This is a genomic window from Bacteroides reticulotermitis JCM 10512, assembly GCF_000517545.1.
GTDB lineage: Bacteria > Bacteroidota > Bacteroidia > Bacteroidales > Bacteroidaceae > Bacteroides > Bacteroides reticulotermitis.
The window spans coordinates 115,659-131,612 of the sequence record NZ_BAIV01000015.1 but is presented as its reverse complement, the minus strand read 5'-3'; the positions used below and the strand labels follow the sequence as shown (position 1 = coordinate 131,612).

The window sequence follows — 15,954 nt, the reverse complement described above, 5'->3', positions numbered from 1 at the left end:
CCATTTATATACTCATTCCTTACTACGGAAGCATTTGGATATATCAAGGAGTTATTTAAAATGAAAGGGAAATAATATGGCAGACTACAAAAAACTAGTGCCGTTCATCCGGAAGTGGGAAGGCGGTTTTGTGAACGATCCCGATGATTTGGGAGGAGCGACAAACAAGGGTGTAACAATAGCTACATATGAAGCGTATTGCAGGAAGAAAGGCTATCCCATGCCCACTATTGAGAGGTTGAAGAATCTTAGCGATGCGGAATGGAGCGAGATTTTCAAAACGCTATATTGGAATCGATGGAAAGCTGATGAGATAAAGAGTCAATCAGTTGCTAACATCCTGGTCGACTGGGTATGGGCATCCGGTGTACATGGCATTAAGATTCCGCAGGGTTTAGCTGGTGTTGTTCCTGATGGAATAGTTGGACCTAAGACATTAGCGGCTGTTAACTCGAAGAACCCGGAGGAGCTATTCAAAGCCATTAAGCAGGCACGGATTGATTTCGTAGATGAAATTTGTCGCAAACGGCCGGCTAACTTGAAATTCAGAAAAGGATGGCTTAACCGGATTAACGATATAAAGTTCGAGAGATGAAAACGCTATTATACATCTTAATTCTTGCTTCGGCGTGCATGTCATGCCGGAGCTCTCAGCCATCCACCAAGACGAATACAGAGGTAAAAGGTATAGAGCAAAAGGATGAGTTTAAAAGCTCTAATGATAGCCTGTTACTCATAATGCAGCAGGATATAAAAAGAGTCTACGAAAGGGTCAACAACTTCACGTATGGCTTTACTCAGTTTAAGACAGAATACTCTGCACCCGACTCTACGGGTAAGCAGCATCCTACATCTACGACCGAGATAAAAGGCAAAGTGAATAGTAATACCACTGAGAAGTCGGTGACAGACGAAAAGGCCTTATTGCAATTTGAGCAGGTTAGATCCTCGCTCGATTCTCTTAAATCTACCGTTGATTATCTCATTAAGCAGAACACCCAAACAACACCGCCTCTTACTCGGTGGCAGAAGTTAAAACAAGACTTCGGTATGTTTACGCTAGGTATATTTGTTACTGGGATTTTGTTTATTTTCGTCTGGCTGGTATACAGGATAAGGAAAAAATAGTATATTTATAGCGAAAAGTTTTACTTTTCATTTTTAACAAGATTCGAAGCCCCGAAGTTCGTGATGAATACCGGGGCTTTTACGTTCTGATATCTATAGTGTGCTTAGAAAGGTAGATTATCCGACATTCGCTTTATTGTATCAAACCTTTCCCATAAGTTATTTAGGACAATAATTTTATATTCATTAGAGATGCCCTTCCACCAGTCACTAAATGAAACAATATATTCTATTGGAATAACTGGGCTTTTCTTGTAGGAGTATGGATCAGCTATGAAGCAATTTATAAGAGAACTATTATTTTGAACATAATCCTCAAGTAATGATTTATTGATAAGATCATCTAGCCGCTTGGTGATAATTTCAATATCATCAAGATACTTTGTAGAATACTCAATAGTTGAACAAACAGTCATAATAGAATTTGCAATATTAGAGTATATTTGCTTTTCATTGCTACTAAATTTGATGAATGTAGAGTTTTTGCTTGTTACCTCCCTAAAAATAGTGTAAAAGGAGGCTATTCTTGAATCAGATTCGGGAGTAGTCATTTTATTTAAGATACTTTTATACTTAAATAATTTATGCAAATTATTTATTTGAATTATTCTTTCAAACAACTTTCCGACAAAATATATTTCCGTTTTGAAATCATATATAGAATCGTTGAATTCATTTGGCAAAGAATATGCCCAGTTTAATGTTATGCTTTTTTGATTATCCTCAAGAGATGCAATATTTTTGCCGAATCCAAAATCTATTATTTTAACAACTCGATCGTTGGAAACTAATATATTATTGGGGCGAATATCTCTATGCAATATATTGTTTTCTTCTAGGTACTTAAAGCCATTTATAGTTTGGAGAAAAATGTTATTAACTTCTCCGGGGTTTGATGATATATAAGCTTCAATATCTTCACCGTCAATGTATTCCATTAAAATATAGCCTGTTACTCGTTCTGGATAGAGGTAGTAATTGAATATTCTTACTATATTGGGGTGGTTAATCTTATATAGTAGCTTTATTTCGTTTACAAAATTATCATAATATAGAGACTGTTGATCAGGGTAATAGGTTGAATACTTTTTGCATACAAACTGTTCGTTTATAGTCTCATCTTTCAATAATTTAGTCTGTCCTGTTCCTCCTTGTCCTATGTCTTTAAGCATAACGAAATCTTTAGATCTCAAAAATGTTACCGTGTCTTTGGTTTCCATAATTATATTTTTTCGTTTTTGCCTCAAATATATGATTTTTTATTTCAAATGGAGTATCCTATTTAATATATTATATGCTATATGATTTCAAAAAATGGTTCTTTCCAATGCTTTTTAGTTATACTTTATTTTTCTATTAGAATAATTTATTGCCCAATTAAATGGCGTGAATAAATTTTAATTGGTCTATTTTGAAGCTTCGTTCCATCACATCAACATCATTTGTATTTGCGACCTCATTTCTATGTATGGTCGGAACACTTCCGGATTGTTCACGTATTCAACAACTCGTTTTATCGCTGCATCAGCCTGGTAAGGTTTAACTCGCACATACGAGTTAATTGTTATGCTTGTTTTTATCGAGTGCCCCAAACAGTACTCAATGATCGGGTAGGGTATGCCAATCTCTGCGGCAAACTGAGCAAAGGTTTTGCGGGCAGAGTAGTAAGTAAGACTCCCTCCATTAATATTTAGTTCTTTCGCTAAAAGTTTCATGCATTTATTGATATAGCGTTGTAAATTCCCCATCGTATATTTATAGCCTAACTCAATAAATCCTTCTTCTCCGACATATTTCTTTAAGATAGCCGAAGCTTCCGGCTGATGCTTATTATTATCTGCCTATTCTTTCTTTTGTGCTCAGAGCTCTTTTTGCGTACATAAGTGATTTCATTTCCCGAGAAGTCAACTTCTGCCAGATCTGCGAAGTTTATTCCCCCGAGGTAAAACGAGAGCAGAAATACGTCTTTTGCTAAAGTCAATTGTCTACTATGCGATACATCTGCGTTTATAATCTTTCTGATGGATTCCACAGTGATATCAAGTTCTCTCGGTTCTGGAGTCGGAATTTTGGTATACGCAAACGGGTGTTTGTCGCATCTAAGTATTCCGATCTTTATAGCCTCATTAACTCGTGCTTTTATGTGGCTCAATCGTATTTGCCTGCCACCATCGGTGTGTCCATGCAATTTGAGCCATCGATCAAAGTGCTCGATTGTGATGTGATTCATGAGTATCATCGGCACATCTCCCTCAGCCGCTTCAAACACTTTAAGAGTATCTTCTAGCATTTTAGCATGACTACTTTTGCCTTCTTCTATTTTTTCCTTGATACGCTGCCGCATAAAGTCATTGAAAGTGCGGACGTCTGGAGCTATTTTATCTTGTTGAGTAAGGATGGCTTTAAGCTGTTTAGCTGAATAGTATTCTTGATCTTCTATATACTGAAGGCGTTCCTTGTATTTTTTTAGTTCGTACAATAGACGTTTATTTAGCATAGTTGCATCCGGACGGGCTACAACTTTCCCGTTATACCATTGGCAGATGTCATCAAGCTGATACTCTGTTTTGATATAATCTCTACTTCTTTTTGAATAAATACAAATGAAGATCGGAAATTCCCCCTTGGCTGTGGGTTTTGATGAGAAAATTGTTAATGATAAAGCTGCCATAATGCTATAAATTTTAGATCGCCAATTTTCCACACATTTTCCACACAGCTTGGCTCATGGGTCGGAAATGAACGATTTTTTTTATAGCTTTTACAAGAAAAACGCTGATTAACTATTTGATAATCAGCGCCTCTTGCAAGTGATTCCGAAGCGATTCGAACGCTTGACCCACGCCTTAGAAGGGCGTTGCTCTATCCAGCTGAGCTACGGAACCATTTTTAATTGCGGTGCAAAGGTAGTGCTTTTTATGAAAGTGCAAAAACTTTCGTCCATTTTTTTAGCTATATTTTCCTTTGTAGCTATATATCAGTAAATTATGAAACTTACTTTTTCTCAGAGTCGGCCGATTGAGCGGACTGTTCTGAAAGTCGGTAAATGGAACGAATCAAAGCCTGCTACCGAGATGGATATATCTTGTAACTATTATTAACAATGTAAAAAGAGGAATGAATGAACAAAGCTTTTTGAACGCTTGTTATATCTGTGTGTTTTTCATAGTATTAGATATAAGATTAATTAGAAGGATTGTACTCAACTTGTGAAAGCTTAAGTGCATCAACAGCGGAAGCGTCTGCTTTTTTGATAAATGTATGAAGGCATCGGTTTCTACACAACCGATGCTTTTTTTATCTCCTTTTCCTCTGTTTTGTAGTTTATATCAAATAAAATTTGTACGTTTGTGGGGTAATTATAGAGATTTATGAGGATGAACAAACCTGTTATCTTTCCGTTCTTAAAAAGACTTTCTGCGAATAATAATCGTGAGTGGTTCAATGAACATCGGGATGAATATGAAGAGGCTCGTGTAGAGTTTGAAAATTTTCTGGCTACTGTTATAGGCCGTATTTCTTTGTTTGATGAGAGTATTCGAGGTGTTCAGCCTAAAGATTGTACATATCGTATTTATCGTGATACTCGTTTTTCTGCGGATAAAACACCTTATAAAAATCATTTTGGTGGTTATATCAACGCAAAAGGAAAGAAGTCCGATCACTGCGGATATTACATTCATTTACAGCCGGGCAACAGTATGCTTGCCGGCGGAAGTATTTGCCTGCCTCCCAATGTATTGAAAGCAGTAAGGCAATCAATATATGACAATATTGATGAATATATTTCGATCGTAGAAGACCCGGCTTTCAAAAAGTATTTTCCCGTGGTGGGAGAGGACTTCTTAAAAACTGCTCCTAAAGGATTCCCGAAGGATTTTGAACATATCGACTATCTGAAGTGTAGGCAATATACGTGCGCGTACAATATATCGGATGAGTTCTTTACTCAGGCAGATGCGCTCGAGGAAATTGAGAAGGCATTTCGTCAGTTCAAACGCTTTGGCGACTTCCTTAATTATACGATTGATGATTTTGAATAATATACCTGAAATATAAACCTAAAATTTACTTTTATGATAGTAGATACATTAGAGAATCTGGAAAAATACACTTCTTTGAATCCTTTATTTGCCCAGGCTGTCGAATTCTTGAAGTCACAATATCTTCAGAATCTGGAAATTGGCAAAACTGAGTTAAAGGGAAAAGATCTGTTTGTAAATGTAGCACAGACAAAACCTAAGACGAAGGAAGAAGCCAAACTGGAGACGCATAACGATTATATCGATATCCAGATTCCATTATCAGGAATAGAGGTAATGGGCTATACGCCTGCCAAAGCTTGCATCCCGGCGGACGCACTTTATAACGCTGAGAAAGATATCACCTTCTTCGAAGGACTGGCCGAGACTTATGTGGAAGTTAAGCCTGGCATGTTCGCTATCTTCTTTCCACAAGATGGACATGCTCCCGGAGTTACTCCGGATGGAGTGAAGAAAGTAATAGTGAAAGTGAAAGCATAAAACCCAATTCAACGCTGATATGGAAACACGATTAATAAAAAATGATCCCTGGTTGGAGCCTTATGCAGATGCCATTGCCGGACGTCACCAATACGCAATGGATAAGGAATCCGAGTTGACCAATAAGGGAAAGCAAAGCCTTTCGGACTTTGCTTCGGGTTATCTCTATTTCGGTTTGCACCGTACACCGGAAGGATGGACTTTCCGTGAATGGGCTCCGAATGCTACTCATGTTTATCTGGTAGGCACATTCAACGGATGGGAAGAAAAAGATGCTTATAAGCTGAAAAAGCTAAAGAATGGAGTTTGGGAGATTAAAATGTCACTCGAAGCTATTCGACATGGAGATTTATACAAGCTGAATGTATATTGGGAAGGCGGTCAAGGCGAACGTATTCCGGCCTGGGCTACCCGAGTGGTACAGGATGAACATACTTATATTTTCAGTGCGCAGGTATGGGAGCCGGAAAAACCGTTCAAGTTTAAGAAGAAAGCTTTCAAACCGTCAACTGATCCACTACTGATCTATGAATGCCATATCGGAATGGCACAGCAAGAGGCGAAGGTTGGAACTTATAAAGAGTTCCGTGAGAATATCCTTCCGCGCATCGTTGAGGAAGGTTACAATTGCATCCAGATCATGGCAGTGCAAGAGCATCCGTATTACGGAAGTTTCGGCTATCATGTATCTAGCTTTTTCGCAGCCTCTTCCCGTTTTGGTACACCCGATGAATTGAAAGAGTTGGTAGATGCTGCCCACAGCCTAGGAGTGTCTGTAATCATGGACATTGTACATTCGCATGCTGTGAAAAATGAAGTAGAAGGTTTGAGTAATTTCGCCGGAGATCCGAACCAGTATTTCTATGCAGGCAATCGTCGCGAACATCCGGCTTGGGATTCACTCTGCTTTGATTACGGCAAGAATGAAGTCTTGCATTTCTTGCTTTCTAACTGCAAGTACTGGTTAGAAGAATACAACTTCGATGGTTTCCGGTTCGATGGAGTAACTTCGATGCTGTACTACAGCCACGGATTGGGTGAGTCGTTCGATAACTACACTAGCTATTTCAACGGACATCAAGATGATAACGCTATTTGCTACCTTACATTGGCTAATAAATTGATTCATGAAGTAAACTCAAAAGCTATTACTATTGCTGAAGAAGTTTCCGGAATGCCCGGATTAGCAGTCAATGTAGAAGATGGCGGATACGGTTTCGACTACCGTATGGCTATGAATATTCCGGATTATTGGATCAAAACCATCAAAGAGAAAATTGATGAAGATTGGAAGCCGTCCAATATGTTCTGGGAAGTAACCAACCGACGTCAGGATGAAAAGACAATCTCTTACGCTGAGAGCCATGATCAGGCTTTGGTAGGCGATAAAACGATTGTCTTCCGTTTGATAGATGCTGATATGTACTGGCATATGCAAAAAGGGGATGAGAACTACATCGTTCATCGAGGAATTGCCTTGCACAAAATGATTCGCTTGCTTACTGCAACAACGATCAATGGAGGGTATTTGAACTTCATGGGCAATGAGTTTGGTCATCCCGAGTGGATCGACTTTCCGCGTGAAGGAAACGATTGGTCGTGTAAATATGCCCGCCGTCAATGGGATCTGGTAGATAACAAAAATCTGTCATATCATTACATGGGCGATTTTGATGCTGCGATGCTGAAAGTAGTCAAGAGTGTAAAAGACTTCCAGGCCACACCTGTACAGGAAATATGGCACAATGACAGTGATCAAATATTGGCTTACGGACGTAAGGACCTGATATTTGTATTTAACTTCAACCCGAAAGAATCGTTTGTAGATTATGGATTCCTTGTCGCTCCGGGAGCTTATGAAGTTATTCTAAATACGGATGATGTGGCATTTGGAGGAAATGGTATTGCCGACGACTCGGTTGTTCATTTCACGATGCCCGATCCGTTGTATAAGGCGGAAAAGAAAGAATGGCTGAAACTCTATATTCCGGCTCGTACAGCTGTTGTACTTCGGAAAAAGAAATAAGATAAAACATCTTTAAATAAAAAGGGGCTGTTTGAGAAATCGGACAGCCCCTTTTAAATGGCTAAAAGAATCGGAAGATCAATGCTTTGTAGCAGGATGACGGATCACGTGCAAAAGTATGAGACCGATGAGCCTCCATTTTTTCTGAGTACTACTTAAGTTCCGACTCTTTTTGCAAACAAAACAACATCCGTATAACCCGATCTGCGTTTCGAATTCATCAAAGAAGCTTGATATAAGCACTCTCTACAAAAATACATCACTTTGATGTGTTTGTCACTTTTTTGCATATTTTTCAGTATATCAGACGTTTACAATGCGCCTTCTTTTGGATTGCATTTATTTATTCGGTAGCTACCTCTCCTTTAAAGATTCTATTTATTAGCTTAAGCAAAATTCCGGTCATGAAAGTTGTAACCAATGCCATAATAACCATCATGGCAAACACTTCGGCTTTTAATACCCCTAACTCATATCCTATATTAAGCGCTACAAGCTCCATGAGCCCACGCGTATTCATTAAGGCACCTATGGTAAGACTATCCTTCCAGTTTTGACCAACAAACTTGGCTGCAAGTGCACTTCCGACAAACTTTCCTACAATAGCAAGCAAGACTATCAATCCGGTAATCTCCCATAAAGCCGGATCATTAATAAGCCCAATCTCGGTTCGCAGTCCACTAATAACGAAGAAGATAGGAAGCAGTAGAACCAATGCGACATCCTCTATTTTCCCAATGAAGGTACGTCTGAGATTTAGATTTTCCGGCATTATAGCTCCTGCCATAAAAGCACCGAAAAGAGCATGTATGCCTATAGCTTCTGTAACAAAGGCAGATAATAGCAATACGATAAAAAACAGAACGACTACTGATTGTCCGACTTGTTTTTCCGTTTGATACACTTGCCCAATCTTCCTCAAAAAGGGGCGAACGAGTTTCAACATGAAGAGCACATAAATCAGCGCAAACAAAATTGTGTATAGAGCACTTACAACAGATCCAGCTTTTACTATCGCTATAACCGCGGCCAACAAACACCACGCCGTTATATCGTCTGCCGCAGCACAAGTTATAACAATTGCTCCTAATTTGGTTTTATGTATACCCTGTTCCTGAATAATACGAGCTAATACGGGAAAAGCTGTTATACTCAATGCAATTCCCATGAATAAAGAAAAAGAAGAAAAACTGATATGCTCGGGAGCATGTCCCTGATAAATAAAGTAAGCTAATCCGACACCCAATGAAAATGGTATTATAATACTGGCATGACTAATTACTATTGCATCATGAGCCTTACTTTGTAAAGCCTTTAAGTTCAGCTCCATTCCTATAATAAACATAAATAAGATCAATCCAATTTGACTTAAGACCTGTAGATTGCCTAAAGATTTAGCCGGAAAGAGAAAACTGGATACTTCCGGAAAATATAATCCCAAAAGTGATGGGCCTAATACAATACCGGCAAGTATTTCGCCGATAACACTCGGTTGCCCCATTTTTTTAAATATCCAACCAAATGAACGAGCGGCGATTATAATTATTACTATTTGTAAAATAAGCAAAGCAACCGAATGATGTAAATTTTCCTTTATGGAATTGAAGAATTCCTGCAAAGGAGTCATCGTGCTTAATTTAGACATGACACCTCTTCCAACTTCCAATTTAGCCCCAAAAAGTATAATCCAATAAATAAGAGCGGAAAATGTTCCGATAATAACGAGATAAAAAAAGATATTTTTCAGTCTTTTCATAATGTTGAGCTTAATTTATAAATTAGGTTTTCGTTTTTTCAAGAATCATGTCTCATTTTCTTATACATTGGCCGTGAAAGTATGTTTAACACGCAGTTTTAATGCTCACAGGAATTTCCTCTTTTTTTGCAAGTTTACGATTATTTTTCAACTTATACACTATTCCTAATACCCTGTTTTTCGTTTTTTTTCATCAGAGTTTCATGAAGAGTAAACAGACTTTCAGACTTTTTCCGAGAGCTTTGTTCTCTTCAACAATATGAGCTTGTCAACATGACAGCTATTCCACATTTCTACCAGTTAATTCACACCTCAGAAGTAGACTTTAGCTACATCTATGCAAACGATTAGCAATCTAAAGAAATCTACTTTATATCAGATTACTTCGCGATAGAAGCAATGATTTGAGGTATTTCCGATGTTTCTTTGGCTACAGTTATACCCGCTTCTTCAAAAGCTCGTATTTTTTCTTCTGCTGTACCTGCACTTTTCGAGATTATAGCTCCGGCATGTCCCATCTGTTTTCCCGGAGGAGCTGACCTTCCGGCAATAAAGGCTACTACCGGCTTCGAAATATTCGCTTTAATGTAAGCAGCAGCACGTTCTTCGGCATCTCCGCCAATTTCGCCGATTAAAACAATGGTGGAGGTATTAGGATCTTTTTCAAACATGGCAAGTAACTCCTGGTAATACAGGCCCGACACAGGATCGCCGCCAATCCCTATGGCAGTAGATTGTCCGATACCATTCAGGGTAAGCTGATGAACAACCTCATACGTAAGCGTACCACTGCGACTTATCACTCCAGTATGGCCCGGAGAAAATATATGTGCAGGCATAATACCGACCAAACTCTCTTCCGGTGAAATTAATCCGGGACAGTTTGGACCAAGTAAAATGGCTTTTTTTTGTTGTACATAACTATAAGCCGCGATAACATCTAACGTAGGAATACCTTCGGTAATGCAAATAATCATTTTTATACCACCGTCAGCCGCTTCCATAATGGCATCCTTAGCAAACATGGCCGGAACAAATATTATAGATGTATTTGCTCCGTGCTCTTTGACAGCTTCATGCACCGTATTATAAACAGGTATGCCGTTTTGTACAGTACCTCCTTGCCGGGAGAGGTTCCTGCCACTACTTGAGTACCATATTCCTTCATCTTCTGTGCATGAAAAGCACCGTCTCTTCCGGTTATACCTTGTACAACTAGTCGGGTTTTATGATTAACCAGTATACTCATTTGTATATTCCTCTTTTTAATGATTTACTTTTTCTACCGCTAAACGGGTGGCTTGCTCCATTGTCTCCGCAATATGAAAAGGACCACCTTCGAGAATCTTTCGACCTTCCTGTTCATTCGTTCCGGTCAAGCGAACAACAACGGGCACGTCGGTCCGAATCGTACTAAAAGCATCCAGAAGACCTCTTGCCACATCATCGCAACGAGTTATTCCACCGAATATGTTGACCAGCACCACTTGGATCTGCTTGTCAGCAAGCAGCAATTTCATTGCTTCGACTATTTTATTAGAATTAGAGCTACCACCTATATCCAAGAAGTTAGCCGGTTTTCCTCCATAAAGTTCAATCATGTCCATGGTAGCCATTGCCAATCCTGCACCATTTACCATGCAACCAATATCTCCTGTCAGATGCACATAGCTGAATCCTTTAGCCTTAGCCTCTTGCTCTTTTTTCTCTTCTTCGTTTGTTTCGGCAAGCTGAGCAATATCGGGATGTCGATAAAGCGCATTATTATCAAAGTTGATTTTAGCATCAATAGCACAAGTTTACCTTCGACAGTTAATACCAACGGGTTAATTTCTATCAGAGAAGCATCAGTCGCTACCAATAGTCGATACAATTGTTTGATAATATCAGCAGCCTGCTGGACCAATGCCAGGTTATCGAATAATTTGAAAGCAGCCCGGCGGGCTAAGAAGTCAGTAACTCCCCAGGGGCTATCTATTAAAAAACGATGAATCTTTTCCGACTTTGTTCGCGAAACGTCTTCGATATCCATTCCACCTTCGGAACTCAACATTAACAATACAGACTTTGTTTCCCGGTCGATAACCAGACTCAAATAGTATTCGGAAGCAATGTTGACCACTTCTCCCACAAGTATTTTTTTGACAGGGAGCCCCTTAATATCCATATTCAGGATGTCATTCACCCGTTGTTTATACGCTTCTTCAGAATGTACGATCTTAACACCGCCTGCCTTTCCTCTTCCTCCTATCAATACTTGTGCTTTTATGATGGCACTCTTCGTCGGCAATTGGCTGTATACTTTCAAAGCTTCATCCATGTTAGTACATAAGAAGCCTTTATCTACCGGTATCCCATAGCGGGATAGCAGCTCTTTTGCTTGGTATTCGTGTATTTTCATGCGCAAGACCTTTTTAATATTAAATGTAACTCTGTAATTTCTACCTGGGAATATAGGAATTGATTGAACTTTGCCATACAGCCAAAGAGTCTTTCCTCTAAAAAAATAACAATTAATATTTTGAAATGGTTTTATGATATTTAAAATTAGCAACGGTTTTACCCATATTTTAGAGAAGCTTTTCTCATTTGAATGAAATATTCCAATAGGAGTAGAGGCAATTCGTTCCTTTTTCGTACTTTTGCATCTTACTTTTAATACTTGAGGAAATTTTAAATAAAAAGATATAATGGCAAAAGAACTGAAAGACCTGACCAAGCGTGGTGAAAATTATTCGCAATGGTATAACGAGTTGGTGGTGAAAGCTGATTTGGCAGAACAGTCTGCTGTGCGCGGATGTATGGTGATCAAGCCTTACGGATACGCTATTTGGGAGAAGATACAACGTCAATTAGACGATATGTTCAAAGAAACGGGACATGTGAACGCTTACTTCCCGCTGTTAATTCCGAAATCATTCTTAAGTAGAGAAGCTGAACACGTAGAAGGTTTTGCCAAGGAATGTGCCGTTGTTACACATTACCGTTTGAAGAATGCGGAAGATGGTTCAGGAGTAGTTGTCGACCCTGCTGCTAAACTGGAAGAAGAATTGATTATCCGTCCGACATCTGAAACAATCATTTGGAACACATATAGAAACTGGATTCAGTCTTACCGCGATTTGCCTATTCTGTGCAATCAATGGGCTAACGTTTTTCGTTGGGAGATGCGTACCCGTTTATTTCTTCGTACGGCAGAATTCTTGTGGCAAGAAGGTCACACAGCACACGCCACTCGTGAAGAAGCAGAAGAAGAAGCAATCAGAATGTTGAATGTGTATGCTGAATTCGCAGAGAAATACATGGCAGTCCCCGTTGTAAAAGGTACAAAGTCGGCTAACGAACGTTTTGCCGGTGCACTTGATACCTATACAATTGAGGCAATGATGCAGGATGGAAAAGCATTGCAGAGTGGTACATCGCATTTCCTCGGACAGAATTTCGCTAAAGCGTTTGATGTTCAGTTTGTAAATAAGGAAAACAAGATGGAATACGTATGGGCTACTTCATGGGGAGTATCTACCCGACTGATGGGTGCGTTAATCATGACTCACTCCGATGATAACGGTTTGGTATTACCTCCGCACTTAGCTCCAATTCAAGTTGTAATCGTTCCTATTTATAAGAACGACGAACAATTGAACCTGATTGATTCTAAGGTAGCAGGCATAGTAGCCAAACTGAAATCAATGGGTATTTCTGTTAAATATGATAATGCAGATAACAAACGCCCCGGATTCAAGTTTGCTGACTATGAGCTTAAAGGTGTGCCTGTTCGGTTGGTAATGGGAGGTAGAGATCTGGAAAACAATACGATGGAAGTTATGCGTCGCGATACACTCGAGAAAGAAACAATTACTTGCGAGGGTATTGAGGAGTATGTTCAAAAGCTACTCGAAGAGATTCAAGCCAATATTTACAAGAAAGCGCTTGATTTCCGCACTTCACGTACCACAACAGCCGATACTTATGAAGAATTCAAAGAGAAGATAGAAGCTGGTGGTTTTGTTCTGGCTCATTGGGATGGCACAACTGAGACCGAAGAAAAGATCAAGGAAGATACTAAAGCGACTATTCGCTGTATACCATTCGAAACATTCGCCGACGATGATAAGACTCCCGGCCAATGCATTCTAACCGGTAAACCTTCTGCGTGCCGCGTGATCTTCGCAAGATCTTATTAAGAATATAAATACAAGATTATAGTAGAGCTTGAAGTTTGAATCTAAACTTCAAGCTCTTTTTTTTTTAGATTTCAGTATTATTTCAGAAATATCCCCTTTCTTTGTGATATATACAAAAGGAGAAAACTTTATGAAGATATTAATTGTAGAAGATGAACCTTCATTAAGAGAAGTCATTCAACGTTCGCTTGAGAAAGAACGATATGTGGTGGAGACAGCCAACGACTTCAATACTGCGTTGCGAAAGATTGAAGACTACGACTACGACTGCATTCTGCTCGACATAATGCTTCCGGATGGTAGTGGACTTGACCTGTTACAACAGCTAAAGACGATGCACAAGCGCGAAAATGTAATCATCATTTCCGCTAAAGATTCTCTCGAAGATAAAGTGTTGGGGCTCGAACTGGGAGCTGATGATTATCTTCCCAAGCCTTTCCACCTTGTCGAACTGAATGCACGTATCAAAAGCGTCATCCGTCGTCATCAACAGGATGGAGAAAAGGATATCCGGCTAGGTAACGTGCGAATTGAACCGGATAAGTTTCAGGTTATGGTTGCCGATCAGGAACTCAAGCTAAATCGGAAAGAATACGATATCCTTTTGTACTTCATCAACCGGCCCGGAAGGCTTATTAATAAAAACACATTAGCCGAATCGGTCTGGGGCGATCACATCGACCAAGTAGATAACTTCGATTTTATCTACGCTCAGATCAAGAATTTACGCAAGAAACTCAAAGATGCCGGTGCAACAATCGAATTAAAAGCAGTTTATGGATTCGGCTATAAAATGATTGTAGAATAGAAACTGATCTCATGAAACTAATATACCACATCATTTTTCGCATCTCATTAGCGCTGACACTCATACTTACAGGATGGGCGGTCTTTTTCTATGTAACCCTAATAGATGAGATCAATGATGAGGTAGACGATTCGTTGGAAGATTATTCGGAAACAATCATTATTCGGGCATTGGCGGGCGAGGAGCTACCTTCGCAGAATAACGGCTCCAACAACCAATACTACCTGACTGAGGTAAGTCAGGAATATGCTAAGACTCGTAACGAGATTCAATACAAAGACTCCATGGTCTATATTGTAGAAAAGAAAGAAACCGAGCCTGCACGTATGCTGACTACTATCTTTCAAGACAACGACGGCCGTTTTCATGAATTAACCGTTTCGACTCCCAGCATCGAAAAGAAAGACTTGAAGGAAGCCATCCTGACTTGGATCATATGGTTATATATCATCTTATTGTTTTGCATCATTATCATTTCAGTATGGGTATTCTATCGCAATATGCGCCCACTTTACACGCTACTTCACTGGTTGGACAAATACCAGACAGGCGGGAATAACGAGGAGTTGAAGAATGAAACTCAGATAACAGAGTTTCGCAAGTTAAATGAGGCGGCTATACGCTATACCGAACGTAACGAGCAAATGTTCGAGCAACAAAAACAATTTATAGGAAATGCCTCTCATGAGATGCAGACCCCACTCGCTATCTGTCGGAACCGCTTGGAAATGTTGATGGATGATGACTCACTGTCAGAGAAACAGTTAGAAGAACTCTTAAAAACGCATCAAACACTCGAATACATTACGAAACTCAATAAATCGCTACTTCTTTTGTCTAAGATAGACAACGGACAGTTTACTGAGACAAAAGCCCTGAGCCTGAATCAGCTCTTGAAACAATATTTGGAAGATTATAAAGAAGTCTACAGCTATCGGAAGATAACGACAGAGATTGAAGAGAGGAGCGAATGCCGGGTTGTAATGAATGAATCTTTAGCAATCGCACTATTAACTAACCTAGTAAAGAACGCATTTGTACACAACATAGACGGCGGACGCATCCAAATCATATTTGCCAGGCAAAGCATCATTTTCCGCAATACAGGCAATCAACAGCCTTTGGATTCAGCACGAATCTTCGAGCGTTTTTATCAGGCAAATAGGAGAGAAGGTTCTACCGGCCTTGGTCTGGCTATCGCATATTCCATCTGCCAGCTACAACATTTCAGCCTACAATATTATTTCGAGCAAGGAGAACACTGTTTCGAATTGTGTTTTACTCCGAAATAAGTAGTTAAGTATTCATCTAGTTAGGTTGAAAATACGATTTAGATAATACCTTTTGAACTTTACACAGTTATCTTTTCTTGAAAACAAGTAATGTGTCTGGCTATGCCATCGCGTTGTCACAGTTGTGCCATGCCGTTGGCACTAGCGTGACATCATGGTGGCACAGTCGTGACAGCGGTATGACACTATTGTGATAACAGCTTAGAACAGTTGTAACAATGGGGTGTTTCACCTTGA

The 15,954-nt window shown here is 39.5% G+C and carries 12 protein-coding genes, 1 tRNA gene and 2 pseudogenes; 8 read left to right on the top strand and 7 right to left on the bottom strand.

The annotated features are described in order from the left end of the window. The first annotated feature begins 76 nt into the window (after positions 1-76). Both JCM10512_RS10855 and JCM10512_RS10850 read left to right on the top strand, forming a co-directional pair. Positions 77-595 (top strand): glycoside hydrolase family 108 protein, encoded by a 519-nt coding sequence (locus tag JCM10512_RS10855; RefSeq protein WP_044162945.1) that lies wholly within the window; start codon positions 77-79, stop codon positions 593-595. Beyond that, positions 592-1,128: a hypothetical protein gene (locus JCM10512_RS10850; RefSeq protein ID WP_148298371.1), complete on the top strand. Its 537-nt coding sequence runs from the start codon at positions 592-594 to the stop codon at positions 1,126-1,128. The genes JCM10512_RS10855 and JCM10512_RS10850 overlap by 4 nt, the downstream gene beginning before the upstream one ends. A gap of 104 nt (positions 1,129-1,232) precedes the next feature. Here the strand turns inward: JCM10512_RS10850 and JCM10512_RS10845 are convergent, their stop codons facing one another. From JCM10512_RS10845 to JCM10512_RS10835, 4 genes are all read right to left on the bottom strand, one after another. Beyond that, a complete protein-coding gene (locus tag JCM10512_RS10845; RefSeq protein WP_044162940.1) occupies positions 1,233-2,348 on the bottom strand; it encodes a protein kinase family protein in 1,116 nt (371 codons plus the stop codon). A 207-nt stretch (positions 2,349-2,555) separates the two neighbouring features. Continuing rightward, a complete protein-coding gene (locus tag JCM10512_RS23860; RefSeq protein ID WP_244437122.1) occupies positions 2,556-2,843 on the bottom strand; it encodes a hypothetical protein in 288 nt (95 codons plus the stop codon). 83 nt (positions 2,844-2,926) lie between these two features. Continuing rightward, positions 2,927-3,832 carry a phage integrase SAM-like domain-containing protein gene (locus JCM10512_RS10840; RefSeq protein ID WP_244437120.1) on the bottom strand — a complete coding sequence of 302 codons (906 nt, stop codon included), beginning with the start codon at positions 3,830-3,832 and terminating at the stop codon, positions 2,927-2,929. Between the two features lie 107 nt (positions 3,833-3,939). Next, positions 3,940-4,013 (bottom strand) — tRNA-Arg (locus tag JCM10512_RS10835). A gap of 492 nt (positions 4,014-4,505) precedes the next feature. Here JCM10512_RS10835 and JCM10512_RS10830 point away from each other — a divergent pair. From JCM10512_RS10830 to JCM10512_RS10820, 3 genes are read left to right on the top strand one after another with little or no spacing between them, the layout of a single operon-like run. Beyond that, positions 4,506-5,171: a DUF2461 domain-containing protein gene (locus tag JCM10512_RS10830; RefSeq protein ID WP_183208018.1), complete on the top strand. Its 666-nt coding sequence runs from the start codon at positions 4,506-4,508 to the stop codon at positions 5,169-5,171. Between the two features lie 33 nt (positions 5,172-5,204). Continuing rightward, positions 5,205-5,651, top strand: coding sequence for a NanQ anomerase/TabA/YiaL family protein (locus JCM10512_RS10825; RefSeq protein WP_044162937.1), 447 nt, complete (start codon positions 5,205-5,207; stop codon positions 5,649-5,651). A 19-nt stretch (positions 5,652-5,670) separates the two neighbouring features. Beyond that, positions 5,671-7,677 carry an alpha amylase C-terminal domain-containing protein gene (locus JCM10512_RS10820; RefSeq protein ID WP_044162935.1) on the top strand — a complete coding sequence of 669 codons (2,007 nt, stop codon included), beginning with the start codon at positions 5,671-5,673 and terminating at the stop codon, positions 7,675-7,677. A 343-nt stretch (positions 7,678-8,020) separates the two neighbouring features. Here the strand turns inward: JCM10512_RS10820 and JCM10512_RS10815 are convergent, their stop codons facing one another. The 3 genes and pseudogenes from JCM10512_RS10815 to sucC form a co-directional block, all read right to left on the bottom strand. Then, positions 8,021-9,433, bottom strand: coding sequence for a cation:proton antiporter domain-containing protein (locus JCM10512_RS10815; RefSeq protein ID WP_052517185.1), 1,413 nt, complete (start codon positions 9,431-9,433; stop codon positions 8,021-8,023). A 380-nt stretch (positions 9,434-9,813) separates the two neighbouring features. Continuing rightward, positions 9,814-10,682: pseudogene (gene sucD / locus JCM10512_RS10810) on the bottom strand (succinate--CoA ligase subunit alpha). A gap of 16 nt (positions 10,683-10,698) precedes the next feature. Beyond that, positions 10,699-11,834 (bottom strand): annotated as a pseudogene (sucC, locus tag JCM10512_RS10805) (ADP-forming succinate--CoA ligase subunit beta). Between the two features lie 289 nt (positions 11,835-12,123). Here sucC and proS point away from each other — a divergent pair. From proS to JCM10512_RS10790, 3 genes are all read left to right on the top strand, one after another. Further along, positions 12,124-13,617, top strand: a complete 1,494-nt coding sequence (gene proS, locus JCM10512_RS10800) for a proline--tRNA ligase (RefSeq protein WP_044162934.1) — start codon at positions 12,124-12,126, stop codon at positions 13,615-13,617. A 130-nt stretch (positions 13,618-13,747) separates the two neighbouring features. Further along, complete coding sequence (locus JCM10512_RS10795; protein WP_044162964.1) at positions 13,748-14,425, top strand: response regulator transcription factor; 678 nt, start codon at positions 13,748-13,750, stop codon at positions 14,423-14,425. A gap of 11 nt (positions 14,426-14,436) precedes the next feature. Then, positions 14,437-15,717 carry a sensor histidine kinase gene (locus JCM10512_RS10790; RefSeq protein ID WP_044162931.1) on the top strand — a complete coding sequence of 427 codons (1,281 nt, stop codon included), beginning with the start codon at positions 14,437-14,439 and terminating at the stop codon, positions 15,715-15,717. Positions 15,718-15,954: the final 237 nt, after the last annotated feature.